At 74.0% G+C, this 25653-nt stretch carries 18 protein-coding genes; 14 read left to right on the top strand and 4 right to left on the bottom strand.

The features are described from left to right. The first annotated feature begins 382 nt into the window (after positions 1-382). From KSNIM_RS04460 to KSNIM_RS04445, 4 genes are all read left to right on the top strand, one after another. The gene (locus tag KSNIM_RS04460; protein ID WP_263101903.1) at positions 383-1981 is read left to right on the top strand and encodes an AMP-binding protein; all 1599 of its coding nucleotides are present in this window, start codon (positions 383-385) and stop codon (positions 1979-1981) included. A gap of 45 nt (positions 1982-2026) precedes the next feature. Beyond that, on the top strand, positions 2027-2686 hold the full coding sequence (locus KSNIM_RS04455; protein ID WP_263101902.1) for a TetR/AcrR family transcriptional regulator: 660 nt from the start codon (positions 2027-2029) through the stop codon (positions 2684-2686). Positions 2687-2815: 129 nt separating this feature from the next. Then, positions 2816-5287, top strand: a complete 2472-nt coding sequence (locus KSNIM_RS04450; protein ID WP_263101901.1) for a SpoIIE family protein phosphatase — start codon at positions 2816-2818, stop codon at positions 5285-5287. Positions 5288-5408: 121 nt separating this feature from the next. Further along, entirely contained in the window at positions 5409-5909 is a 501-nt protein-coding gene (locus KSNIM_RS04445; RefSeq protein WP_263101900.1) for a hypothetical protein, read from the top strand. A 126-nt stretch (positions 5910-6035) separates the two neighbouring features. Here the strand turns inward: KSNIM_RS04445 and KSNIM_RS04440 are convergent, their stop codons facing one another. The 3 genes from KSNIM_RS04440 to KSNIM_RS04430 form a co-directional block, all read right to left on the bottom strand. Next, a complete protein-coding gene (locus KSNIM_RS04440; RefSeq protein ID WP_263101899.1) occupies positions 6036-6422 on the bottom strand; it encodes an MmcQ/YjbR family DNA-binding protein in 387 nt (128 codons plus the stop codon). Between the two features lie 67 nt (positions 6423-6489). Further along, entirely contained in the window at positions 6490-7395 is a 906-nt protein-coding gene (locus tag KSNIM_RS04435) for a diacylglycerol kinase (RefSeq protein WP_263107830.1), read from the bottom strand. A 35-nt stretch (positions 7396-7430) separates the two neighbouring features. Then, complete coding sequence (locus tag KSNIM_RS04430; RefSeq protein WP_411543656.1) at positions 7431-9062, bottom strand: FAD-binding oxidoreductase; 1632 nt, start codon at positions 9060-9062, stop codon at positions 7431-7433. Between the two features lie 20 nt (positions 9063-9082). On the opposite strand from KSNIM_RS04430, the gene KSNIM_RS04425 reads away from it, so the two are divergent. The 6 genes from KSNIM_RS04425 (at position 9083) to KSNIM_RS04400 (ending at position 19115) form a co-directional block, all read left to right on the top strand. Further along, complete coding sequence (locus KSNIM_RS04425) at positions 9083-9679, top strand: TetR/AcrR family transcriptional regulator (RefSeq protein ID WP_263101898.1); 597 nt, start codon at positions 9083-9085, stop codon at positions 9677-9679. Positions 9680-9789: 110 nt separating this feature from the next. Further along, positions 9790-11346: a glycerol-3-phosphate dehydrogenase/oxidase gene (locus KSNIM_RS04420; RefSeq protein ID WP_263101897.1), complete on the top strand. Its 1557-nt coding sequence runs from the start codon at positions 9790-9792 to the stop codon at positions 11344-11346. Between the two features lie 118 nt (positions 11347-11464). Next, positions 11465-11830: a trypco2 family protein gene (locus tag KSNIM_RS04415; protein WP_263101896.1), complete on the top strand. Its 366-nt coding sequence runs from the start codon at positions 11465-11467 to the stop codon at positions 11828-11830. 52 nt (positions 11831-11882) lie between these two features. After that, positions 11883-16562, top strand: a complete 4680-nt coding sequence (locus KSNIM_RS04410; protein ID WP_263101895.1) for a tetratricopeptide repeat protein — start codon at positions 11883-11885, stop codon at positions 16560-16562. Positions 16563-16635: 73 nt separating this feature from the next. Further along, positions 16636-18105 (top strand): oxidoreductase, encoded by a 1470-nt coding sequence (locus KSNIM_RS04405; RefSeq protein ID WP_263101894.1) that lies wholly within the window; start codon positions 16636-16638, stop codon positions 18103-18105. Between the two features lie 41 nt (positions 18106-18146). Then, positions 18147-19115, top strand: coding sequence for a leucine-rich repeat domain-containing protein (locus tag KSNIM_RS04400; protein ID WP_263101893.1), 969 nt, complete (start codon positions 18147-18149; stop codon positions 19113-19115). Positions 19116-19224: 109 nt separating this feature from the next. Here KSNIM_RS04400 and KSNIM_RS04395 read toward each other — a convergent pair whose 3' ends face one another. After that, positions 19225-19608 carry a VOC family protein gene (locus KSNIM_RS04395; RefSeq protein ID WP_263101891.1) on the bottom strand — a complete coding sequence of 128 codons (384 nt, stop codon included), beginning with the start codon at positions 19606-19608 and terminating at the stop codon, positions 19225-19227. Between the two features lie 161 nt (positions 19609-19769). Here KSNIM_RS04395 and KSNIM_RS04390 point away from each other — a divergent pair, with 161 nt between their 5' ends. The 4 genes from KSNIM_RS04390 to KSNIM_RS04375 all read left to right on the top strand — a co-directional run. Then, positions 19770-20675, top strand: coding sequence for an NADP-dependent oxidoreductase (locus KSNIM_RS04390; protein WP_263101890.1), 906 nt, complete (start codon positions 19770-19772; stop codon positions 20673-20675). Between the two features lie 774 nt (positions 20676-21449). Beyond that, a complete protein-coding gene (locus KSNIM_RS04385) occupies positions 21450-22994 on the top strand; it encodes an arginine decarboxylase (protein WP_263101888.1) in 1545 nt (514 codons plus the stop codon). 3 nt (positions 22995-22997) lie between these two features. Further along, positions 22998-24611, top strand: coding sequence for a class I adenylate-forming enzyme family protein (locus KSNIM_RS04380; RefSeq protein ID WP_263101887.1), 1614 nt, complete (start codon positions 22998-23000; stop codon positions 24609-24611). A 52-nt stretch (positions 24612-24663) separates the two neighbouring features. Beyond that, positions 24664-25653, top strand: a 990-nt coding sequence (locus tag KSNIM_RS04375; RefSeq protein WP_263101886.1) for a DMT family transporter, incomplete at its 3' end; no start/stop codon positions are given.

Raw genomic sequence — 25653 nt, 5'->3', positions numbered from 1 at the left:
AGGGGCGCGGGGAACTGCGCAATCGGGATGCGGCCCACGTACAGATCCGGGCTTGGCCCATGCTGTTCTGATACCCGCTCCCGGACTGCGCAGTTCCCCGCGCCCCTGGGTGGCTGCCCCGCGCCCTGGGTGGCTGCCCCCGCGCCGCTGGGTGGTTGCCCCCGCGCCCCCGGGTGGCTGCCCCCCGCGCCCCCGGGTGGCTGCCCCCCCGCGCCGCTGGGTGGTTGCCCCCGCGCCCCCGGGTGGCTGCCCCCCATGCCCTGGGGCGCTCGTCTCGTTTCCGTGCTGTACGCCCTCTGGGCTGCGGGGCGGAAAGCGGGCAGGCTGTGACCCGGCAACCTGGCAGCACCGCGAGCTCCCCATCACCCCGCCGGAGGTATGCATGGTGTTCCGCAGCGACCACCCCGAGATCGAGCCCGTCGACGTGCCCATCCACGACGCCGTCCTCGGGGATCTGGACGGCCGGGCCGACCTGCCCGCCCTGGTCGACGGCATCACCGGGCGTACCCTCAGCTACGCCGAGCTCGACCTCGCGGCCCGCCGCACCGCGGCCGGCCTCGCCGAGGCGGGCGTGCGCCAGGGCGACGTGGTAGCGCTGTTCAGCCCGAACACCATCGCCTGGCCGGTCGCCTTCTACGGCGCGACCCGCACCGGCGCCACCGTCACCACGGTGAGCTCGCTCGCCACCGCGGGCGAACTCGCCGGCCAGCTGCGCGACAGCGGCGCGCGCTGGATCGTCACCGTCTCCGCCTTCCTGCCGGTCGCCGCCGAGGCCGCCGCCGCGCTCGCCGCCGAGGGCCGCCCGATCGCCGAGGTCTTCGTCTGCGACCATGCCCCCGGCCACCGCTCGCTCACCGACCTCGCCGCGACCGCCGCCGCCGAGCCGGCCCCGCGGATCGACCCCGGAGACCTCGCCGTGCTGCCGTACTCCAGCGGTACCACCGGCCTGCCGAAGGGCGTGATGCTCACCCACCGTTCGATCGGCTCCAACCTGGCGCAGACCGACTCGGTGCACGCCACCGCCTCCGGCGAGCGGATCATCGCCGTGCTGCCGTTCTTCCACATCTACGGCCTGACCGCGCTGCTCAACCATCCGCTGCGCTGCGGCTCCACCGTCGTCGTGCTGCCCCGCTTCGACCTGGAGCAGTTCCTGCGCACCATCCAGGAGCAGCGGATCGAGGGCGTGTTCGCCGCCCCGCCGATGGTCCTGGCCCTGGCCAAGCACCCGCTAGTCGACCGCTACGACCTCTCCTCGGTGAAGTACGTGCTCAGCGCCGCCGCCCCGCTGGACGCCGAGCTCGCCGACGCCGCCGCCCGCCGGCTCGGCCTGCCGCGCATCCACCAGGGCTACGGCATGACCGAGCTCTCCCCGGTCACCCACGTCGTCCCGCTGGACGACCCGGCGCCGCCGCCGGGCACGGTCGGGAGGATGGTGGCCTCCACCGAGCTGCGGATCGTCTCCCTCGACGACCCCGACACCGACCTGCCCGCCGGGCAGCGCGGCGAGCTGCTCTTCCGCGGCCCGCAGGTGATGAAGGGCTACTTCGGCCGCCAGTCGGAGACCGACGCGATGCTCGACGCGGACGGCTGGCTGCACACCGGCGACGTCGGCTACGTCGACGAGGACGGCTACCTCTTCGTCGTCGACCGGGTGAAGGAGCTGATCAAGTACAAGGGATACCAGGTCGCCCCCGCCGAGCTGGAGGCGCTGCTGCTCACCCACCCCGAGATCGCGGACGCCGCGGTCGTCGGCATCACCGGTGAGGACGGCACCGAACGACCGAAGGCCTTCGTGGTGCGGGCCCCCGGCAGCGAGCTGACGGAGGCCCAGGTCGAGGAGTACGTGGCGGCGCAGGTCGCCCCGTACAAGAAGGTGCGGGCGGTGGAGTTCCTCGACGCGGTGCCCAAGTCCGCGAGCGGCAAGATCCTCCGTCGCGAGCTGCGGGCCCGCCCGTCCGCCGCCGGCGCGCCGGCGATCTGAGAGGATCGGGCCCACCCGCCGTACACGTCACCGGAAAGCCAGGCCATGACCGCCCACGCCGCAGCCCTGCGCACCCCGCAGCAGGACCGAAGCCGCGCCACCCGCCGCCGCCTGCTGGAGGCCGCCGTGGAGTGCCTGGCCGAGCTGGGCTGGCAGGGGTCGACGGTCGCCGTGGTCGCCGAGCGGGCGGGAGTGACGCGGGGCGCCGCCCAGCACCACTTCCCGACCCGCGAGGACCTCTTCACGGCGGCCGTCGAGCACGTCGCCGACGAGCGGCTCGCCCAGGTGCGCGCCAGCGCCGAGCAGCTGCCGCCGGCCGGGCCGGGCCGCACCGAGGCCGTGGTCTCCATGATCGTCAGGCTCTACACCGGCCCACTGTTCCGTGCCGCGCTGCACCTGTGGGTGGCGGCCGCCACCGAGGACGCGCTGCGCGAGCGGATCGTCGCGCTGGAGAACCACGTGGGCCGGGAGTCGCACCGGGCCGCCGTGGAGTTCCTCGGCGCGGACGAGTCCCGGCCCGGGGTACGGGAGACCGTGCAGGCCACCATGGACATGGCCCGCGGCCTCGGCCTGGCCAACCTGCTGACCGACGACGGCACCCGCCGCTCCGGCATCGTCCGCCAGTGGGCCGGCCTGCTGGAGGCGGCACTGGCCGGACGGGGACCGGCCGAGGGCGGGCCGGCCGGCGGGAGACCGGCGTGCTGAGTACGAACAGACCGCGCCCGACCGGCCGGAGACCCGCAGTCGCCGACCGGCCGGGCTTTGTGCAGTCTGGTGGGGACCGGATTGGCCGGCCTCCCACCGGGAAGGTACCGGGCAGGTGAACTCCTGAAGATGCACGGATTCGACTGGACCGCCACCGACGGCGCCGGCCGCGGTGAGGCGGGCGCAGCCTCGGCGCGCCTGGCCGGCCACCGTCTGGTGCCCCTCGCCACCGCCCTCCTCCAGGAGGACGGCCGCATCCTGCACTGGAGCGAGGAGGCCGCGGCGCTCTCCGGCCATCCCGCCGAGGAGGCCGTCGGCGCCTACGCGGCCGAGCTGCTCGTCCCCGAGGGCAGGCGGCACCAGGCCGACGAGCTGTTCAAGCAGATCATGGCGGGCTCCGGCTGGTCCGGCATCCGGCCGATCCGGCACCGCGACGGCACGGACGTCGAGATCGAGTTCCACACCTATCCGATCGCCGGGCCCGCCGGGCAGCGCCTGCTGCTGGTCACCGGCTCCGACGTCCGCGCCCTGCGCCAGGTCGAGGCGGACCTCGCCGTCCTGGACGGCATCTTCAACCAGTCCCCGATCGGCATGGCGGTCTACGACACCGACCTGCGCTTCGTCCGGCTGAACCACGCCCTGGCCAAGATCAACGGGGTGCCGGTGGACGAACACATCGGCCGCCGGGTCTCCGGGGTGCTGCCCGGCCTCAACAGCGCCGAGATCGAGGCCGTGATGCGCCAGGTGCTCACCACGGGCCGCCCGATCGTCGACGCCCGCTCGCACGGCCGCACCCCCGGCGAACCGCGCCGCGACCGCGCCTGGTCCGCCTCCTACTTCAGACTGGAGGACTCCACCGGCCGGGTGCTCGGCGTCAGCTCCTCGCTGATCGACGTCACCGAGCGCTTCCAGGCCGAGGCGCGCGCCGCCCGCGCCCAGGAGCGCCTCGCCCTGCTCGCGGAGGCCACCGCCCGTATCGGCACCACCCTCGACCTGCAGCGCACCGCCGAGGAGCTGATCGAGGCGGTCATCCCGCGGTTCGCCGACTTCGCCACCGTCGACCTGCTGGAGCCGGTGCTGCGCGGCGAGGAACCCGCCCCCATCCAGCCGGACAAGCCGATCCTCGTCCGCGCCGTCGCCGTCGGCGAGGCCTACGAGGCCGGGCTCACCCGGGCCGCCGACGCGGTCGGCGCGACCACCGAGTACGACGCCCAGCGCGTCTACACCCAGTGCCTGCGCAGCGGACGGCCGCTGCTGCGCTCGCACGTCGACGAGGAGGTACTGCGCGGCCTGGTGCCCAGCTCCGACCGGGTCGGCCCGGGTATCGCCGCGGGCGTCCACTCCTACCTGATGGTGCCGGTCCTGGCCCGCGGGATGGTGCTCGGCGGCGCCGAGTTCGTCCGCACCCGCAACCCGGAGCCGTTCACCGCCGCCGATGTCGCCCTCGCCGAGGAACTCGTCGCCCGCGCCGCCCTCGCCATTGACAACGCCCGGCTCTACCGGCGCGAGCGCGAGACCGCGCTCACCCTGCAGCGCAGCCTGCTGCCGCAGGAGATCCACCGCACCCTCGGCCTGGAGATCGCCCACCGCTACCTGCCGAGCAGCCTGGTCTCCGAGGTCGGCGGCGACTGGTTCGACGTGGTGCCGCTCTCCTGCGGCCGGGTCGCCCTGGTCGTCGGCGACGTCATGGGCCACGGCATCCGGGCCGCCGCCACGATGGGCCAGCTGCGCACCGTCGCCCGCACCCTGGCCACTCTCGACCTGCCGCCCGAGCAGGTGCTGACCCGGCTCGACGAGACCGCCAACGCCATCGGCGAGGGCCAGTTCGCCACCTGCATCTGCCTGGTCTACGACCCCGTGGACCGCACCTGTACCGTCGCCTCGGCCGGACACCTGCCGCCCGTCCGCGTCGCCCCCGACGGCACCGCCAGCACGGTCGACCTGCCGCCCGGCGTCCCGCTCGGCATCGGCGGCGCCGGCTTCGAGGCCGTCGAGTTCACCCTGCCGGTCGGCGCGACCGTCGCCCTCTACACCGACGGACTGATCGAACGCCGCGGCCAGGACATCGACGAGGGCATCGCCCTGCTCGCCCGCACCCTCGCCGGCCGCCCGCGGACCCTGGAGGAGAGCGCCGACGCGGTGCTCGCCGCACTGGTCGCCGAGGGCACCGACGACGACATCGCGATGATCCTCGCCCGCGCCCTGCCCGTCCCCGCCGAGCGCATCGCCACCCTCGACCTCCCCGGCGAGGGCCCGCTGCCCGCGCAGGCCCGCCGCTTCACCCGGGCCACCCTGCAGGCCTGGGGCCTGGCCGGGCACTCGGACTTCGCCGAACTGATGGTCAGCGAACTCGTCACCAACGCCCTGCTGCACGCCGATGCGCCGCGCCGGCTGCGGCTCTACCGCGACGACCGAACCCTGACCGTCGAGGTCTCCGACGCCGGCGCCCAGTCCCCGCGGCTGCGCTCCTCGGCCGAGGAGGACGAGGGCGGCCGCGGGATGCACCTGGTCAGCGAACTCGCCCACCGCTGGGGCACCCGCCCCACCAAGGAGGGCAAGGTGGTCTGGGCCGAGGTCGAACTGCCGTACCGGGCCGGATAGTTGTTCGGGGAATTCGCCGATTCGCCGCACAGCGCCCGGTGCCGTGCCCGACGATGGAGGTCCACGCACCGAGCGGGGCGCGGCCCGACCGCCCCGCGGCGGCAGAAGGGGACCCGAGCGCATGCCCGTGCACCTGGGGGAGCGGTACACGCTGTCCTTCGCCTGCCTGGCCGAGGTGAAGTCGGCCGGCACCCTGATCACCACCCGGTGGAAGGTCAGCCAACTGTCCTCACCTGAGTTCGTCCGTCCGCGGGAGGGCGCCGCCACGACCCTCTTCCGCTGCCCGACCTGCCGGATGGACTTCAGCGTCCGGGTGGAGAGCCTGGCCAAGGCCCGCGCGAAGCGGCTCGCCAACCTGGTGGTCGGCGCGGTGCTGCTCGCCCTGCTGCTGGTCTGGGTGCCGATGCTGGTGCACTACGGCGGGCAGACGGTGGACGAGGACCAGGCGGACTCGACCGTGACCACCATCGGGCTGCTCGTCCTGGCGACGGCCGTCTCGTTCGTCGGCGGCCTGACCGCCTTCCGGATGGGCCGCGCCTACACCGGTCTCAACAAGCTGCGCAGGACCACCGGCGAGGGCCGGCCCTCCATTCGCGTGAAGGGTCACAAGTTCTGGCCGTAGGAGGAGCCTTCGGCCGTCGGCGGTCGGTCCGGGGCACAGGCACCGCCGGCCGGGGGAACGGCTGCGATCCGGGCGCGGCAGGACGACGGCAGCCAGGTGCTCCACGCGCCCCCGACGAGGTGCCCGTCAGCCGCCCTCGCCGCCACGGGACCTGACACCGGGCCAGTCCAGTCGGAGCTGCTGGGCGCGCGGGAGCGAGGCGACCACCAGGTCGTACGAGTCCTCGATCATGTCCAGCACCAGCGGGGCGGGCACCGATCCGTCCAGCAGGACGGTGTTCCAGTGCCGCTTGTTGAGGTGCCAGCCGCCGGTGATCGCCGGGTGTTCGGCCCGCAGCCGGACGGCCAGGTCGGGATCGCACTTCAGGCTCACCGACAGCGGCGAGCCCTCCAGCGCGCTGAGGGCGAACATCTTCCCGCCGACCTTGAACACCGAGGTCTCGGCGTTGAACGGGAAGGTCTCCTCGGCGCCGTTCAGTGCCAGGCAGGCCGCTTTGAGGGCTTCGGGCGTCATGCCCCCAGTCTGGCCCGCCGCACCGACAGCCCGTCGGACGGGCTGTCGGTGCGGCGCCGGGGTGCGGTCACTCGGTGACCGCACCCCGGACGCCTGCCGGCACCAGCAGGCGCAGCGCACCCGGCACCACCTCGACCTCGACCGGCAGCGGGCCGATGTACTCGCCGTCGGCGTAGGCGGTGATGCCGGGGGACTCGATGCGCAGCGAGGAGGTCCGGTGGATCTCGACCTCCTCGTGCTGCACATGGGTGCCCTTGAAGACGGTCGGGAAGAACCGGGCCACCTTGAGCCGCGGCATCGCCCGGACGACCGTCACGTCGAACAGCCCGTCGGCCGGGTCGGCCTGCGGGCACATCTGCATGCCGCCGCCGTAGCTGCGGGTGTTGCCCACGGCGGCGAGCACGAGGTCGCGCTCGATCACTGTGCCGTCCGCCAGCACCAGGCGGAACGGCAGCGGCCGCAGGTTGGCGAACTCGACCAGGATCGCCAGGTTGTAGCGCATCCGGCCGCGCGGCCACCGCAGCCGGTTGGTGCGGTCGCTCACCAGCGAGTCGAAGCCGGTCGCGAGCACCGATCCGAACCAGCGCCCGGTGCCGTCCGCGGTGGTGGCCCGGCCCAGGTCGACGGTGGCGGTCCGGCCCGCGGCGATCACGTCGGCGGCCGCCTCCGGGTCGCCGAGCGGCAGCCCGTACGCGCGGGCGTGGTCGTTGCCGGTACCGGCCGGGACGATGCCGAGCGGGGTTCCGGTGCCCGCCAGGGCCTGCAGCGCGAGGCTGATCATGCCGTCGCCGCCGGCGGTGACCAGGGCGTCCACGCCGCGACCGACCGCCTCCCGGGCGAGCCGGACGGCGTCCTCGGGGTCGGCGCCCGCGGTGTTCAGCACCTCGATGCCGTGCTCGCGCAGCCGGGCGGTGGCCCGGCGGGCGGCCTGCGCGGCGTGGCCCCCGCCCGCGGCGGGGTTGGTGAGGACCATGACGCTGCGCGGCGGACGGCCGCTCGCGGCGGCGGTCAAGGGATCAGCTTGCCGGGGTTGAGGATGCCGACCGGGTCGACGGCGTCCTTGACGGCACGGAGGATCTTCACGCCGAGTCCGCCGATCTCCTGCTCCATCCACGGGCGGTGGTCGGCGCCGACCGCGTGGTGGTGGGTGATGGTGCCGCCGTTCGCCATGATGGCGTCGCAGGCGGCGCGCTTCGCCGCGTCCCACTGGGCGATCGGGTCGCCCTGCTGGGCGCCGACCACGGTGAAGTAGAGCGAGGCGCCCGTCGGGTAGACGTGCGAGATGTGGCAGAGCACCAGGCTGTTGGCGCCGAGCCCGCCCTGCAGCGCGGCGGTGACGGCCGTCCGGAGCCGGTCCAGGTTCGCCCAGTCGGTGGCGGTCTCCAGCGTCTCGCAGAGCGCGCCGCTGTCGAGCAGCGCGTCGCGCAGGTACGGCGCGGAGAACCGGCCGTGTTCCCAGCCCACCGCCGGGTCGGCGCCGAGCGAGGTGCCGCCGGCCGCGAGCATGACCGCGCGGGTCCGCTCGTGACGGGCCTCGGCCTGCTCCTTGGTGCCCTCGAAGACGGTGACGGCCAGGCAGCCGCCGGTGACCTGGGTGCCGCCGATCTTCTCGGTCATCGCCAGGTTGACGGCAGTCTCGGCCTCGTCCGAGAGCCGGATCACCGTCGGGCCGGTGCCCTGCTGCTCGACGGCGCGCAGGGCGGCGGCGCCGGTCGCGAAGTCGGGGAAGCTCCAGGCTTCGTGGACCTTGGCGGCGGGCAGCGGATGGATCCGCACCCGCACCCGGGTGATGACGCCGAAGACGCCCTCGGAGCCGAGGAACAGCTCGCGCAGGTCCGGGCCGGCTGCCGAGGCGGGGGCGCGGCCCAGGTCCAGCACCCCGGCCGGGGTGACCACACGCAGGCCGCGGACCATCTCGTCGAAGCGGCCGTGACCGGCCGAGTCCTGGCCCGAGGAGCGGGTGGCGGCGAAGCCGCCGACGGTCGCGTAGCGGAAGCTCTGCGGGTAGTGGCCGAGCTCCCAGCCGCGCTCGGCGAGCAGCTCCTCGGCGCGCGGGCCGGTGAGGCCGGCGCCGAGCACGGCCTCACCGGAGACCTCGTCGAGAGCGTGCAGGGCGTCGAGGCGGCGCAGGTCGAGCGAGACGACGGCGGTGAAGGAACCGCGGACGGGGTCGAGGCCGCCGACCACGCTGGTGCCGCCGCCGAAGGGCACCACGGCGATCCGGCGTTCGGCGCAGACCGCGAGGACGGCGGCGATCTCCTCCTCGCTGCCGGGCAGCAGCACGGCGTCCGGCGCGTCCTGCGGCTGGCGGCTGCGGCGGCGCAGCAGGTCGGGGGTGGACTTGCCGCCGGCCCGGGGCAGCCGGTCCGCGTCGGCCGTGCTGAGGTGCGCGGCGCCGACCACGGCGGCGAGTGCGGCGACGTCCTCGGCGGCGAGGGTCGAGGGCCGCAGTCGGACGTCCTCGGCGGCGAGCGGCGCGGCCGCGGCGTCCGCCGACACGCCGAGGGCGGCGGCCAGCAGGCCCTTGATGTCCTCGGGGAGCGGCTTGGCCAGGGCCGGGTCGCCCCAGGCGTCCCACTTCATCGGGGGGAGGGGCAGGGCGGCGCCGCCGTCCTGACCTGCTTGCGTCTCAGATGCCATGCGTTACAGTATTACGCATTATGTCAAGCAGTAACGAGACCGAACGGTCAGAGCCCGGCACGCCGGCGACGAGCACCGACGACGCGATCCTCGATGCCGCCGCCCACCTGGTCGTCCACCTCGGCGTGCAGCGCACCCAGCTGGCGGAGATCGCGCGCCGCGCCGGGGTCAGCAGGCCGACCGTCTACCGCCGCTGGCCGGACGTCCGCGCGGTCATCGGCGCCCTGCTCACCCGGGAGATCCGCCGCACCCAGGAGCAGGTCGTGCTCGCCGGCGAGGACCGCGAGGCCTTCGTGGACGCCGTCGTCGAGGTCGCCGTCCGGCTGCGCGACCACCCCGTGATCGGCGCCCTGCTGCACTCCGACACGATCACCGAGTACGTCGTCGAGCGGCTCGGCACCAGCCAGCGCGGCCTGCTCGACGCCATCGGCGCCGCCGTCGTCCAGGGCCAGCAGCACGGCTCCATCCGCGCGGGCGAGCCCACCGAGATGGCCGCCATGGTGCTGCTCATCGCCCAGTCCACCGTCCAGTCGCACCGCATGGTGGCGCAGCTGCTGCCCGAGCAGGCCTGGCGCCGCGAACTGGCCCGCGCCCTGAACGGCTACCTCGCACCCTGACCCCCCCACCGCCGCAGATCCGCCCGCCGCAGATCCGCCCGCCGCAGATCCGCACCGGCACTCCGCGCCCTGACCCCTGCCGCCGCCGACCCGAACGGATACCCCGCGCCGTGACCTCTGCTGCTGCCGCCTCCGCGGCCGGATTCGCCGGAACCAGCGCCCTCAGCGCTCGCCGCCGGACGGCCGAACTCGCCGCCCTCGGCGACGAGCCGGACATCGACCTGCTGGTCGTCGGCGGCGGCGTCACCGGGGTCGGCATCGCCCTCGACTCGGCCGCCCGCGGGCTGCGCACCGTGCTGGTCGAGTCCCGCGACCTCGCCTTCGGCACCAGCCGCTGGAGCTCCAAGCTCGTCCACGGCGGCCTGCGCTACCTCGCCTCCGGCCGGATCGGCGTCGCCCGCGAGAGCGCCGTCGAGCGCGGCATCCTGATGACCCGGACGGCCCCGCACCTGGTGCGCGCACTGCCGCAGCTCGTCCCGCTGCTGCCCTCCGTCGGCCGCGGCCAGGCCGGGCTCGTCCGGGTCGGCTTCCTGGCCGGCGACGCGCTGCGCGCCGTGGCCGGCACGCCCGCCGCGGTGCTGCCCCGGGTGCGGCGGATCGGCGCGGAGGAGACCGTCCGGCTGGTGCCCGGCGTCCGCACCACCGGCCTGAGCGGTGCGCTCGTCGCCCACGACGGCCAACTCGTCGACGACGCCCGGCTGGTGGTGGCCGTCGCACGGACGGCCGCGCACCACGGGGCGACCGTCCTCACCCGGGTCCGCGCCGACCTCGTCACCGGCACCTCGGCCCGGCTCACCGACACGCTCACCGGCGAGACCCTCACCGTGACCGCCCGCGCCGTCGTCAACGCCGCCGGCGTCTGGGCGGGCGAGGTCGACGACGCCGTCCGGCTGCGGCCCAGCCGCGGCACCCACCTGGTGCTGGACGCGGCCGCCCTCGGCCACCCGCGCGCCGCCCTCACCGTGCCGGTGCCCGGCTCCACCAGCCGCTTCGTCTTCGCGCTGCCCCAGCAACTCGGCCGGATCGCCGTCGGCCTCACCGACGAGGACGCTCCCGGGCCGATCCCGGACGAGCCGCAGCCGACCGGCACCGAGATCGCCTTCCTGCTCGACACCGTGAACACCGCGCTGCAGACCTCCCTCACCCGCGAGGACGTCCGCGGCGCCTTCGCCGGCCTGCGACCGCTCATCGACACCGGCGGCGGCGCCACCGCCGACCTCTCCCGCAAGCACGCCGTGCTCGACTCGCCGAACGGCGTCATCACCGTCGTCGGCGGCAAACTGACCACCTATCGCCGGATGGCCGAGGACGCCGTCGACGCCGCCGTCCGGCTCCGCGGACTGTCCGCCGGCCCCTGCCTGACCCGTCGCCTGCCCCTGGTCGGCGCCCCCGGCCGCAGCGACAGCCGTCCCACCGGCGGCCTCCCCGCCTCGCTGGTCGCCCGCCACGGCGGCCTCTCCGCGGAGGTGGCCGCCGCCGACGTTGCCCGGCCGCTGGAGACGGTGGCCGAGGGCATCGACGTCACCCGCGCCGAGATCGCCTACGCCCTCACCCACGAGGGCGCCCTCGACACCGAGGACGTCCTGCACCGCCGCACCCGCATCGGCCTCGTACCCGCCGACGCCGACCTGGCCCGCACCGCCGTCGAGGAGATCGCCGCGGGCTGACGCCCTACCACGGGCACGGCCAACTCCGCCAAGTGACATCTGCACGGCGCCTCGGGCCGCTAGCCTGACGGCCAGTCGAACGGGCGCCAGGTGCGCCCGCGGACCCTGGGGGTGGGGTATGGAGATCGGTCTGGCCGATGCGGTCGACGCCGTGCGCGAGGAACTGCTGGAGGCGGCCTCCCGGGGAGAGGGCCAGCCGCTCTCCTTCGAGGTCGGCCCGATCGAGATGGAGTTCGAGATCGAGCTCCGCGCCGAGGCCAAGGCGGGCGGCAAGTTCAAGGCCTGGGTCGTCTCCGCCGAGGCCGAGGCCGGAGTGTCGCGCGGCCGCACCCACCGGGTGGCGTTCACGCTGACCCCGCGAGCCGCCGGGCCTGCGGACTCCCCGCCGGCCGCCGACGGCTCGACAGCACGACGCAGCTGGACCATCGACGACCACGTGGACGGCGACGACGCCGAGGACGTCTCGGACCGCATCGCGCACTGACCGGCTCCCGGCGTACCCGCCGCAGCACGGTCGAGCACCCGAGGGGGAACCGATGGACGAGTCACGTCTGGTCGCGGTACAGAACGGCAGGAGCAGGAGCAGCGGGTACGCGATCGGTCCGCGCCTCGTGCTCGCCTCCGCCCACGGCGTAGGCCCGGTGGGGCACACCGTGCGGGTGTGGCGGCCGGGCCACCAACCGCACCACGACGCGCGCGTGGTCTGGCGCGGCACGCCCGAGGGCCGTGACGACGCGGCCCTGCTGCACATCGATGACCCCTCGTGGCAGGAGCCGCCGGGCCGGGCCGAGTCGTGGGGGCGGATGGCGACGATGCGCCCCGGGCAGCAGTGTGAGACCTGGGGTGTTCCGCACGCCATCCAGATCCCGGGCCGGCCGGGGCAACCGCGCGTCCCCGTCGAGCCCATGCAACTGGTCGGCACCGTCAACCCGGGCACCGGCTACGTCGGGAACCGCTACTTTCTCGCCCTCACCGACCATCCGGTGCTCCCCGGCGGCGGTGAGGGCGAACTGCCGTGGGCCGGACTGTCCGGCGCGGCCGTGACGAGCGGCGGACTGCTCGTCGGCGTCGTCAAGGCGGAGGCCCCCGAGTTCGGCCACGGCCTGCTGGAGGTCGTCCCGGCCTACGTGCTGCACGCGGACAAGAGCTTCCTGAAGGCCCTGGAGGACCACGGGGCCGACTCCTCCACCCTCGGCCAGTCGGAGTTCGACCGGCTGCGGCGCACCGACGCCCCCGGGCCGACGATCGGGCCGCTGCCACCCGCCGCCCTGCTGCAGGCCGGCCGGGAGGTGGTCGGCTTCCACGGCCGCGAGGAGATCCTCGGACGGCTCAAGCAGTGGTGCGAGCCGACCGGCTTCGGTGTCCGACTGCTGCACGGGTCCGGCGGCCAGGGCAAGACGAGGCTGGCCGCCCGCCTCGCGGAAGCACTCCAGGAGGACGACCCCCGGTGGACGGTGCTCTGGCCGGACCCGGCCGCCTCGCCGGAGGAACTGGCAGAGCTGCAGGACACCGCGAAGCCCGTGCTGGTGGTGCTCGACTACGCCGAGGCGCGACTCGACCAGCTGTCGGGCCTGCTGGAGGCCGGTCGCTCCCACCGCGGGAGCGTCCCCCTCAAGGTGCTCCTCCTGGCCCGTACCGCCGGCGGCTGGTGGCAGCACGCGAAGACGGCCCCCGGATGCGCCCCCCTGCTCCGGGCCGCCGTCGACGAACTTCCCGCGCTCGCGCCCGACCGGGCGACGCGCGCCCTCCTGTACCGGCAGGCGTTGACCGCCTTCGCCGGACGGCTGACCGACCCCGAGGACGTGCCGGAGGAGGAGACGTGGTGCGCCCGCGCCGAGGCACTGCCCGCCCCGCGCCCCGCGGCGTTGGCATCGGGCAACGTCCTGACCCTGCACATGACGGCCCTGGCCGACCTGCTGGACGCAGGAGTCACGGCCGGGGAACCGGCGTGGGAGACCGACGAGGACGCCGAGGACCGCATCCTCGAACACGAGTGGCTGTACTGGGCCCAGGTCGAACGCGAGCGACCGCTTCCGGACGGACTCGGCAGGGGGAGCGCACCGGCCGACGCGCTGGCCACGGTCGCGCTGATCGGCGGGATCCCGCTGCGCGGGCGGGAACGCGAGGCGCTGCTGCGCCGCTCACCCGTCCTCGCCGACTTGCGGGCGCACGAGATCAGGCAGGTCCGCGAATGGGTCGAGGCCGTCTACCCGGTGCCCGCCGGCGATCCCTGGGAGGTCCTGCAGCCCGATCGGCTCGCCGAGCGCTTCGTCGGCCGGCACGTCCTGTCCGACCCCGAGTTCGTCGACAGTCTGCTGGCCGAGGCGGAGCCCGGCCGGATGGCCGTCCGGGCGCTCACGGTGCTCTCCCGTGCCGCGGCCCACCCGCCGTTGCTCGGCAGCCTCGACGGCCTGATCGCCGAGGTCTGCACCCGCCATGCCGGCAGCCTCGGGACGGCCATGATGGAGGTGGCCACCCAGGTGGAGCGGCCGCAGCCGCTGATCGACGCCCTGCAGCGGCGCGTTGATTCTCCGGAGACTTCGCTCGCGGCCCTCGAGACCCTCACGGCCCACCTGCCGCGCAGTTCGCACGTGCTCGTGCCATGGGCGCTCAATCTGACCGAACGGATGATCCGGCTGCGTACGGCCACCGGGACCGGCAGTGCCGAGGACGGGATCGCGCTGGGCATCGAGCATCGGCGTCTGGCCGGCCGTCTCACCGATGCGGGCAGGCCCGCGGAGGCGCTCGCTGCCGCCGAGAAGGCTGTGGAACTGCTCGAACCCCTGCTGACGACCCACCATGAGACGGTACGGGTGCCCCTGGCGGCCGCGCTGACCAACAAGTCCGGGTGCCTCGGAGCAGTGGGCAGGCGCAGCGAGGCACTCCCGCCGGCCGGCGAGGCGGTCGCGCACTTCCGAGCCGCGGCGGCGAGCGATCGCGTCCCGGACAGCGTCCACGACCAACTGGTCACCGCGCTCGGCGTCCTGTCGTCGGCCCAGAGCGACCTCGGCCACCACACCGAGGCGCTGGAGACCATGACCGACGCGGTGGCCGTCCAGCGCAGGCTGGTCCTGGCCGGGGCGCCCGGCGCCGTGGGCGATCTCGTGCTGCGCCTGAACAACCTCGCGATCCGCTTGAACGCCGTCGGCCACTTCCGCGACGCCCTCGACTCGGCCGCCGAGGCCGTGGCACTGTGCGAGCCGCTGTCCGAGCGGCATCCGGACGCCTACGCCCCCGACATGGCCATGGCCCTGAGCACACTGGCCGACTGCCACGGTCGCCTGGGCGACCGGCGCAGGGGGTTGCTGCTGACCCGGCGGGCGATCGGGATCCGCGAGCGCCTGTACCGGGAACTCCCCGACATGTACAGGCCCTCACTCGCTCTGGCGCTGAACTCCCTCGCGACCGACCTGGGCGAGCTCGGACAGGTCGAGGAGGCCGTGGAGGCCGCAGCACGGGCCGTCGTCCTCTATCGGGAGGTCGTCGCGCAGCGAGACGGCCACCGGGACGAGCTGGCCATGTCCCTCAACACCCTCGCGAACCAGTGCGGGGACGCCGGAGACACGGCAGGAGCGGTGGCGGCGGCCCGGGAGGCCGCACGCATCTACACCCAGCTGCACGAGGAGCACCCCGGCGTCTTCGCGGCGTCCCGGGCGATGATTCTTGCCACGCTGGCGACCTGTCTGGACGCCGACCGACAGCCGGAGGCGGCACTGGACACCGCCTTGGAAGCGGTGGCCGCCTATCACGAGCTCACCAGGACACAGCCCCGCACGATCGCTCCGAACTTCGCGGGCCTCCTGCGGAACCTCCGCTGCATGCTCGTAGGAGCGGATCGGGCGGAGGAGGCGCTGGAGCTGCTCGACGCGGCGCTCGCGTGCTACGCCGGGTCCACCGAAGCGCTCTACCCGGTGGTCGAAGAGCTGCTGATCGGCCGTGCCATGTGTCTCGACGCGCTCGGGCGACCGGGCGAGGCCGTCGCAACGATGCGCAGGGCCGTGCGTCTGGCCCGCAGGAATGCCGGTTCGCCCTCCTCGAGAGGGCCGTCCGAGGTGGTCGGCATGCTCGAGCTGCTCGGCGCGTTCGCCTTCTGCGCAGGGAGGCGGACCGAGGCCGCCGAAGCCGCGGCGGAGGCCGCAGAATTGCTGCGGGAACTCGCACAGGACGATCCGGACCGCTTCGACGGCCGGTTGGCGGCCGCACTGGCACAGCTGAGGAACCTGCTGCCGAGGCTGGCGCGGTACGGCGAGGCCGAGACGGCGGCACGTGAGGCAGTCGCAGTGCGCCGCCGGATCGCCGAGCGCGGTGGCGCGGCCGAGAGAGTGGGCGTCGTCGCCGAGTTGGGCTGGCTCGCCGAGGTCCTGCTGACACGGCTGCGGCCGGCCGAAGCACTGGCCGTCCTGGAACAGGCCGATGACCAGCGAGGGCGCCTGACGGCCGACGAGGCGGCCCCCCACGAATCGGCCCTGGACCTGGCCCAGCGGACCCGCGGGATCCTCCTGCTCATGCTGGGCCGCCAAGACGAGGCCGAGGAGTTCGTCAGGGCATCGGTCGTCAGGGCGGAACGTGTGTCCGAGAGCGACCCGTTGCGGACCCTGGGTCGGTTGGTGGCCGGACTCGCCGCCGGATCGGTGCTGGTCGACCTGGAGCGGCGCGAGGAGGCACTGCCCCACCTGGAGCGCGCGGTGGCGCTCTGCCGCCCCCTCGCCGAGGCCGGGGAGGCGGGTTACGGTGCGCTGCTGGCCACCTGTCTCTCGATGGCGGGCACCTGCCTCGGTCTGGATCCCGCGGAGCCGGAGCGGGCCCTCGAAGCCGCCACCGAGGCCCTCGCCATCAGTCAGCGGCTGGCCGAACTCGATCCCGAGGCTGTCGCCAGCGGTCTTGCCCGTGTGACCGGCCAACAGGGTCTGCGGCTCGCGGAGGTCGGCCGGTTCGAGGACGGGCTCCGACTGACCGGCGAGGCGGTGCCGATCGCCCGGATGCTCGTCGCGCTCGACCCGAGGGCCCACGTGTTGGAACTCGTCGACGTCCTGTACTGCTTCGCTGCCGCCCGGGTGGCGGCCGGCACGGCTGCGGAGTCGGCCGATGCCCTGACCGCGCTCGACGAGGCGGTCGCGCTGCTCCGCGAGCTTACCGAGGACATCCCCTGGTCCGCCGAGCGAGGGCTCTGCAAGGCCGAGGAACTCCGCGAACGGCTGGTCGGCGGACAGACCTGAACCTCGCCCCCGGTGCCGCGCCCGCCGTCCACTACGCTCCTGACCCGGTGTCAATCGGGTGGGGGAGTGGCGGGTGCCGGCGTACGAGGAGCTGGGCGAGGCGGAGCGGCGACTGTGGGAGGCGTTCCCGCGCGGGGAGGAACTGGACCTGCGGGGCGCGGCGGACACGGCCGTCCGGGCCGAGGTGGTGGCTGCGCTGCTGCTGGGCGGGGGACCGGCCGCCGTCCGGGGGCGGGTCGGTGGGCTGCGGCTCGTCGGAGCCACCGTCACCGGACAGCTGGACCTCACCGGGGCCGCCGTCGAGCTGCCGGTGCAGCTGCGGGACTGCACCTTCGAGCAGCGGGTGCTGCTGCGCGGGGCGACCATGCGCTCGACGTCCTTCCTCGGCTGCCGCCTGCCGGGCCTGGACGGCTGGCTGCTACGGGTCGACGGCAACCTGTTCTTCGAGGACTCGGTCATCGAGGGCCGGCTCACCCTCACCCGCGCCCACATCACCGGTGAACTCCGGCTCAGCGGAGTCCGGTTGACCGCGTCCGAGCTGCTGGCGCCCGATGCGCCGGGGGAGCGTCCCCCGCCGGCCTGGTCGCTCTGGGCCGGCGGACTGGTCATGGAGGGCGGCTGCTTCGCCCGGAAGGGATTCCGCTCTCGCGGCGGGCTGCGCCTGGTCGGGGCCACCTTCGGGGGCGGGCTGTTCATGGAGGGCGCGCAGCTCGACAACCCGGGTGGCGAGGCGTTCTCCGGTGACGACCTCACCGCCTCCACCATGATCCTCACCGACGGGTTCACCGCCCGCGGCGTACTGAGGCTCCCAGGAGCGACCGTCCGCAGCCGCCTCTCGCTGGACGGCGCCCATCTGCACGGCGACGGCAGCACCGCCCTGGACGCCGCCCGCCTGAGCGCGGGCGATCTCCACCTCACCCCCGCCGCCACGCCCGAGGGCGCGGTCGACCTGAGCGCCGCCCAGGTCGCCGTCCTGTACGACAACTCCGCTGCGCGCAGCGCCGACACGCGTCTCGACGGACTCGGCTACACCTCTCTGCAGGGCGCCACCGGCCTCGCCGACCGCCTCGCCTGGCTGGAGCGCATCCCCGGCTACACCCCGCAGCCGTACGAGCAACTCGCCGCCTGGTACCGGCGGATCGGCCACGACGACGACGCCCGCCGGGTGCTGCTGGCCAAGCAGCGCCGCCGCCGACGCACCCTCGGGGTGCTCGGCCGGGCCTGGGGACGCCTGCTCGATGCGACCGTCGGCTACGGCTACCGCCCCTGGCAGGCCGCGGTCTGGCTGGCCGCGCTGATCGCCGCCGGCACCGCGGCGTTCAGCCACGGCGCGCCCACCCCCGTCCAGGCCGGGCAGGGGGCGCCGTTCAACGCGCTGATCTACACCATCGACCTGCTGATACCCATCGGCGGCTTCGGCCAGCGCACCGCCTGGTACTGGACGGGCCTGCACCAGTGGCTCGGCTACGCCCTCATCGCCGCCGGCTGGCTGCTCACCACCGCCACCCTGGCCGGCGTGACCCGATCGCTGAACCGCAGTTGAGCAACGCGTCCGACCGCACCCGGATCCGAAAGGCGGCTCCCGTGACCCTCCCGGCCGGTGCCCTCCGCCGTGACGCGGACGGCACCCCCACCGCCCTGCGCGCACCGCACGCCGATCTCACCCGCTGGCCCGCCGACATCGCCTCGTACCCCGGGCTGCGGCTGATCGACCTGGACGGCAACCGGCTCGTCGACCTGCCGTCGGCGGTCGCCGCGCTGCCCGCCCTGCACACCCTGCTGCTGTACGGCAACCGGATCGGCGCCGTACCGCCCGAACTCGGCGACGCGCCGGCCCTGCGCCACCTGAGCCTCGGCGGCAACGGCCTCTCCGACGTGCCGGACACCCTCTGGCGGCTGACCGGCCTGCACTCGCTGAACCTCGCCGAGAACCGGCTCACCGGAGTGCCCGACGGCATCGGGGCGTTCGGCCGGCTGCGGATGCTCGACCTCGGGCACAACCGCCTCGACCACATCCCCGCGGCCATCGGCGAACTGACCGGACTCACCGACTTCCTCTACCTCAGCGACAACGGGTTCACCGCCGTCCCCGAGAGCCTCGGCCGCCTCGACCGGCTCGGCTACCTCAACCTCACCGACAACCGGCTCACCGAGCTGCCCGCCGCCATCGGCGGGCTGGCGAGCCTGCGCGAACTGCGCCTCTACCGCAACCGGTTGGCGGCGCTGCCGGACAGCATCGGCCGACTGCACGCGCTGCGCGAGCTGCACCTCGCCGACAACCGGCTCACCGAACTGCCGGCCGGCATCGGCGGGTTGGCGGAACTCCGCGTCCTCGACCTGCGGAACAACCCGCTGCGGAGGCTGCCGGAGTCCGTGGCCGGGCTCACCCGGCTGCGGCACCTCGATCTGCGGGCCACCCGGATCACCGAGCTGCCCGCCGCGATCGCCGACCTGCCCGCCCTGGAGAAGCTCGACCTGCGCTGGACGAAGCCGGAGATCCTGCCGGACTGGCTGCCGGCCCTCCGCGACCGCGGCTGCGCCGTCCTGTTCTGACGGTGTCCGCGGTTGCGCCCGCGCCCGTGCGCGCGTCTGCATCTGTGTCTGCGTCCGTAGTGTCCGTATCCGTGTCCGTATCCGTGTCCGCGGGACGGCCTCGGCGGCGTCAGGAGGGCACGGCGGCCCGGTCGGACTCGCTGCGCAGGACGCAGAACTCGTTGCCCTCGGGATCGGCGAGGACCGCCCAGCCGGAGCCGTCGGGATTCCGTCGATCGGTGACCAGGGTGGCGCCGAGGCCCAGCAGTCGGTCCACCTCCTGTTCGCGTGAGGTCTCCGGGCGCAGGCACAGATGGATCCGGTTCTTGACCGTCCTGGCCTCGGGCACCTGGTTGAAGTACAGGACCGGGCCCTCCGCCAGCATTACCCGGACTTCCGGATCACCCGGCCCGTCCTGCGGATCCAGCGGGCAGCCGGTCACCCTGCTCCAGAACCGCGCCAGCCCGTAGGCATCCGCACAGTCGATCGCCACGTTCTGCACCACCGAGACCATGGGGGCGAGTCTTCCCGGTCTCCGCGCCCGACACCAGGGGCCGCGTGTGTTCTTCGCGCGTCCGGCGCGGACCGGCTCCCGAGCGGCGGTTCCACTCGGGGCGCCGCAGAGTGGGTCGGGGCGCCTGCGGTCCCGTCCACCCCTCTCCCCGGGAGTTCCCGATGTCCCAAGCGATCACCTTCTCCGAGTACGGTGCACCAGAGGTGCTGCGGCTGTCGGAGGTCGACCCGCCGGAGCCCGGACCGGGCCAGGTCCGGATCCGGGTGCGGGCCGCCTCGGTGAACCCGTTCGACCTGAAGGTCCGGTCCGGTCTGATGGCCGCCGTCGCCCCCGCCGCCTTTCCCGTGGTGCCCGGACTGGACGCGGCCGGCGTCGTCGACGCGGTCGGCGAGAACGCCGGCGCGGCGGTGGGGGACGAGGTCCTCGGCTCCACGGCCGGCGGCAGCTACGCCGAGTACGCCCTGCTGGACCGGCCGGTGGCCAAGCCCCCCGCACTGTCCTGGGAGGCCGCCGCCTCGCTGGTGACGGTCGGCCGGACGGCGCACCGGGTGCTCGAGGAGCTCGGGGTCCGGGAGGGGCAGACCCTGCTGGTCCACGGCGCCGGCGGCAGCGTCGGGATCATCGCGGCGCAGCTGGCCGCCGCCCGCGGCATCACCGTGGTGGGCACGGCCGGCGAGCACGACATCGCACGCGTCACCGCCCTGGGCGCGACCGCCGTCCGCTACGGCGACGGTTGGGTGGAGCGGGTGAGGGCCGCGGCCCCGCAGGGGGTCGACGCCGTCCTCGACGCCTCCGGTGCCGGCGTGCTCGCCGACTCGGTGGCGATGGTCGGCGACGCCGACCACGTCCTCACGATCGCCGACATGGCCGCCGCGCAGCACGGCGTGCGCTTCAGTGCGGGCACCTCCGGCCAGGGCGAGGAGTCCGTGCCCGAGCTGGCCCACCTGGCCGCCCAGGGGAAGCTCACCGTCCCGATCTGGCGGACCTACCCGCTGGCCGAGGCGGCCCGCGCCCACGCCGACCTGGAGGCCCACCGCAACCACGGGAAGGCCGTCCTCCTGCCCTGAGCACCGCGGCCCGCCCGGAGCCGGGATTCGGTCCGTCCGTGCGTGCGGGGGCGCGGGCGGACTCACCCGGGATCGGCCCGCCGGTCAGAACGAGTTGGTCCGCGGGGGTGAGGACGCGGATGCTTCCGGACCCGAAGTGGAGGGCGGGGCGGAGGTCGAAGCCGAGGTGCTCGTACGGGCGGCGGACCGATCGGGCCGTGAGGAGCCGCCGGCCGGCGAACCGGGCCATGGGGACGTCGGGCAGGTCGGCCACGACCGTGGTGTGCCCGTACTCGTCCATGTCGTGGGACGTGCCGCAGGACCTGCCCCAAGAGGTCGCCGCCGGTGCCGCCGGGCAACGGCCGCTCCCCGCGGCAGAATCCGACCGAACGGTCGGAAACTTCGAAGCGGAACGCCGCCCGCCTCGCCTTCTAGGTAGATCATCGTACTTACGGTGCGAACCTTTGCCGCTCCGTCAACTCCTCCGTGCCGGAACGAGCCGTGCCGGGCGGTGCCGATGGCCGTGATCCGGCTCGGGTTGTGCGCGTCTGGGTGTTACGAAGTGCGTGAATCGGCGGCCGGGGCGCGTGGATCCGCCACGCCTGCCCTCGGCGGCCTCTGGCGTCCCATCCGTACACCGCGCGCCGGCCCGACGCGCCTTGTGGGAACTTCGCGCAGCCATCACAATTCCCGATGAGATTTGATACCGGCGCGAAGGTTTTATTTCATGGAGGGCGAGGCACTCAGCCCACGCCCTCTCCCGGGTGCTCCGATACCCCTCTGGAGTGCACACCCATGACCCCAGCCAGCAGCACCGCCCTCGGGCCGGAAGCCGTCCCGCAGGCCGCGTCGGAGCTCGGCCCCCCGGAGCCGAGCGCCACCCCGCTCGCCGATGCCGTCCTGCGCGTCGCCAGACGCGACATCGCGTCCTTCCACGCCCTGCCCCTCTCGCACGGCCGGTCCATCCTCAACTCCCGGACCAAGGCCGTGTACGAGGCCCTGTTCGGGCAGGCGCAGCTGGCCGCCGACGTGTCCTACAGCGGCACCATGCTCGACTCGTTCTTCCGTCCGCACGGCCCGCTGCGCGAGGCCCAGCGGCTGGCCGCCCGGACCTTCGGCGCCGACACCACGCTCTTCCTCTCCGCCGGCACCTCGACCGCCAACCGGGTCGCCCTCGCCGCCCTCACCCGCCCCGGCGGCCGGGTGCTCGCCGACCGCAGCTGCCACCAGTCCGTGCACTTCGCCCTCGGCTCGCTCACCGTCGACGTCGACTACGCCCCCATGCGGCGCTGCTGCGACACCTGCCCGCGCACCTTCGCCGACCTGCCGCTGCTGCTGCACAGCTTCGCCGAGGCCGCCGCGGAGGGCCGCCCCTACGACACCGTCGTGCTCTCCGCCGTCTCCTACGACGGCGTCCGCTACGACCTGCCGACGCTGCTCGCCGAGATGTCCCGGATCCACCCGACCGTCAACGTCCTGGTCGACGAGGCGTGGGGCGCCATCCACCGCTTCCATCCGCACCTGCGGCCGCTCACCGCCCTCGCCGCCGTCGAGCAGCTGCGGGCCGACGACCCGTCACTGCCGATGACGGTCGCCGTCACGCACTCCGCGCACAAGTCGATGTCCGCGCTGCGGCAGGGGTCGTACCTGCACCTCGTGGGCGATCGGGAGGCGCAGGAGCGGACCGCGCAGGCGCTCTTCCAGCACCACACCACCTCGCCCAGCTTCCCCGTGCTGGCCAGCCTCGACCTCGCCCGGCTGCAGGCCGAGCACGAGGGCGAGGCGCTGCTGGAGCGGTCGCTGATGCTCGCCCGCACCCTGCGCACCGAGATCGCCACCGACCCGCGGCTCTCCGCCTACCGCACCCTCGGCCCCGAGGGCCACCTCACCGACCCGGCCATGCTGGTCTCCGACGACCCCACCCGCGTCCTGGTCGACATCCGCGCCCTCGGCATCACCGCCGCCGACTTCCGCCGCATCCTCTTCGACGAGTACGCCCTCTACGTGGCCCGGGAGAGCGGCGGCGCCGTCCTCTTCCACGTCCACATCGGCGTCGACGAGGGCACCCTGCTCCGCCTGCTGGAGGCACTGCGGGTCATCCAGCGCACCTACCGCACCACATCCGCGGCCCTCCACGAGGACAGCGCCGACCACTTCATCATCGCCTACCCGCCCGGCATCCCCATCACCGTGCCCGGCGAGAAGCTCTGCGACGCGACCCGCGCCGAGATCCGGGCGCTGCGCGCCAGCGGCAGCGAGATCTACACGCTCTACCAGCCGCAACCCGCCGCCGCCCGGGCCCCCGAGACGGCGTCCGCCACCACCGCAGCATCGGAGTAACGCATGATCAAGCTGGACGACATCCGCAAGCACGCCGCGCGGCGCCCCGACCACGTGGCCGTGGTGGACCGCGACTTCCGGCTCACCTGGGCCGAACTCGCGGAGCAGGTCGCCCGGGTGGCCACCGGCCTCGCCGACCACCTGCCCGCCGAGCGCCCCGCCCGCGCCGCCTTCATGTCCTGCAACAGCTGGGAGCTGGTGGTCGTGATGGCCGCCTGCGCCACCCTCGGCGTGCCCTGCATAGGCCTCGACTACACGACCACCCCCGAGGCCACCGCCGGCGCCCTGGAGCAGCTGCAGCCGACCGTGCTCATCAGCACCCCGCTGCGCCGCCCGCTGCTGGCGCGGTCCGGCTGGCCGGGCGAGCGCGACGTGCTCAGCATCCACCTCGCCGGCCCCGAGAACGACGACTACGACACCGGCCCGGCCTCGCCCGGCGCCGTCTGCTTCCAGGCACTCGCCGCCTACGAGCCGGCCCCGACCACCCCGGTCGAGCAGCCGTTCACCGCGTTCTCCTTCACCTCCGGCACCAGCGGCATCCCGAAGCTGGTCATCCGCAACTCCTCGTTCGAGGCGCGCCGGCTCTCCGACCTGGTGGACCAGTACTCCTTCGACGAGGACGACGTCCACATGGTCACCGTCCCGCTCTACCACTCCTCCGGCCCCGGCTGGGCCCGGATCTTCCTCTCGCTCGGCGGCACGGTCGTGCTCAGCCCGTACGAGGACGCGGAGAAGATGGCCGAGCTGATCGTCGCCGAGGGCGTCTCCACCACCCTGATGGTGCCCCCGGTGCTCAACCGGCTGGTCTCGCACCCGGCCTCCGAGCACCTGCACAGGACCTCGCGGCTGCGCTTCCTGCTGTCCGGCGGCCGCCACCTCAATCGCTGGGTCATCAACCAGACCTGGGACCGCCTCGGCCCCGTCCTGCACCTGTACTACGGCACCACCGAGACCGGCCTCAACACCATGATCGGCCCCGAGGAGCTGCACGTCGCCCCGGCCCGCTCCGGCCGCCCGATGCCCGGCAGCACCATCCTCGTCCTCGACCCGGAGCACCGCCCGCTGCCGAAGGGCCGGCTCGGCCGGATCGCCATCGCCAGCTACCAGCTGATGGACAGCTACGCCTCCGCCGAGCCCGACTTCCTGATGATCGAGCACGCCGGCCGCACCCAGAAGTACCTGCTCACCGGCGACAGCGGCGTCATGGACGAGGGCGGCCGGATCGAGCTGAGCGCCCGCAACGACGGTGTCACCAAGGCCGACGGCCGGCATCCGCTGGACGTCAACATCTTCGCCCTCGAGGACGAGCTCACCGGCCTCCCGTGCGTCCGGGAGACCGCCGTCCTCAAGGTCGACCTCCCCGACGAGGGCCAGACGCTGGTCGCCGCCTTCGCCCCCATCTCCCCCGAGCGCGAGGCGAGCGGCTCCCGTGCCGTCCTCGCCGCGTGCCTGCGCCGCGCACCGCAGCTGCCCGCGCGCGTCGTGACCGTCCCCGAGATCCCGTACAGCCCGACCGGCAAGGTGCGCACGGCGCAGCTGCTGTCGACCGTCCTCGACCTGATCGGGCAGGAGAACGCGGCCTCGGAGGCCGACCGCATGGAGCTGACGACGGCATGACCGCCGTCCTGCGTGCCGCCCCACCTCACCCCGACTCCCTGACAGGAGAACTGTGAACGACCAGAAGAAGTACGCCCGAGGGGTCCTGCTGTGCCTCGCGGCCACGCTCTCGTGGGGGGCCATGTTCCCCCTCATGGACGTGACGCTGAAGCACATCGACCCCTTCACCTTCACCTGCCTGCGCTACGGGATCGCCGGCCTGATCTTCGTGCTCGTCCTGCGGGCCCGGGAGGGCGCCGCCGGGCTGCGCCTCAAGGGCGAGCGGGTCGGCCTGGCCTGGCTGTTCGGCACCGCCGGCTTCGCCGGCTTCCAGTTCCTGGTCTTCTTCGGCCAGGACCTGATCGGCGAGCAGGGCGCGCTGATCGCCTCGATCATGATGGCCACCATGCCGATGATGGGCTTCCTGGTGAACTGGGTGCTGCGCAAGGTCGTGCCGCCCAAGTGGTCCTTCGCCTTCATCGGACTGTCCTTCGTCGGTGTGATCCTCGTCGTCACCAAGGGCGACCTGGCCGCGCTCGTCAACACCCCGCAGAACTTCGGCGCCGACGCCCTGCTGCTCTTCGCCGCGCTCTGCTGGGTGATCTACACCTCCGGTGCGACCTACTTCCCGAGCTGGTCGCCCATCAAGTACACGACCGTCACCACCGTGCTGGGCCTCGGCAGCGCCGTGGTCATCACCGCCGTGCTGCTCGCCACCGGCGCGGTCGCGGTGCCCACCGGCGGCGCGGTCGTCACGATCCTGCCCGAGCTCGCCTACATGAGCCTGATCGCCGGCTTCGGCGGCGTCCTCGCCTGGAACATCGGCAACCGCAACCTCGGCCCGCTCAACGGCGTGCTGTTCATGGACGTCGTCCCGATCACCGCCTTCACCATCTCCGCGCTGACCGGTGTGATCCCGGCCGGCATGCAGGTGGTCGGCGCGCTGTTCACCGCGTCCGCCCTCGTCCTCAACAACCTCTACCTGCGGCGCCGGGCGGCCGCCGCACCTGCCCCGGCCGCACCTGCGGCCGCCCCGGCCGCCGGCGCGGCTCCCACCCCGGCC

Origin of the sequence: Kitasatospora sp. DSM 101779 (assembly GCF_025655475.1) — a bacterium.
Taxonomy (GTDB): Bacteria; Actinomycetota; Actinomycetes; order Streptomycetales; family Streptomycetaceae; genus Kitasatospora.
The sequence above is the reverse complement of the archived record's forward strand: the minus strand, read 5'-3'. Positions and strand labels throughout refer to the sequence as shown.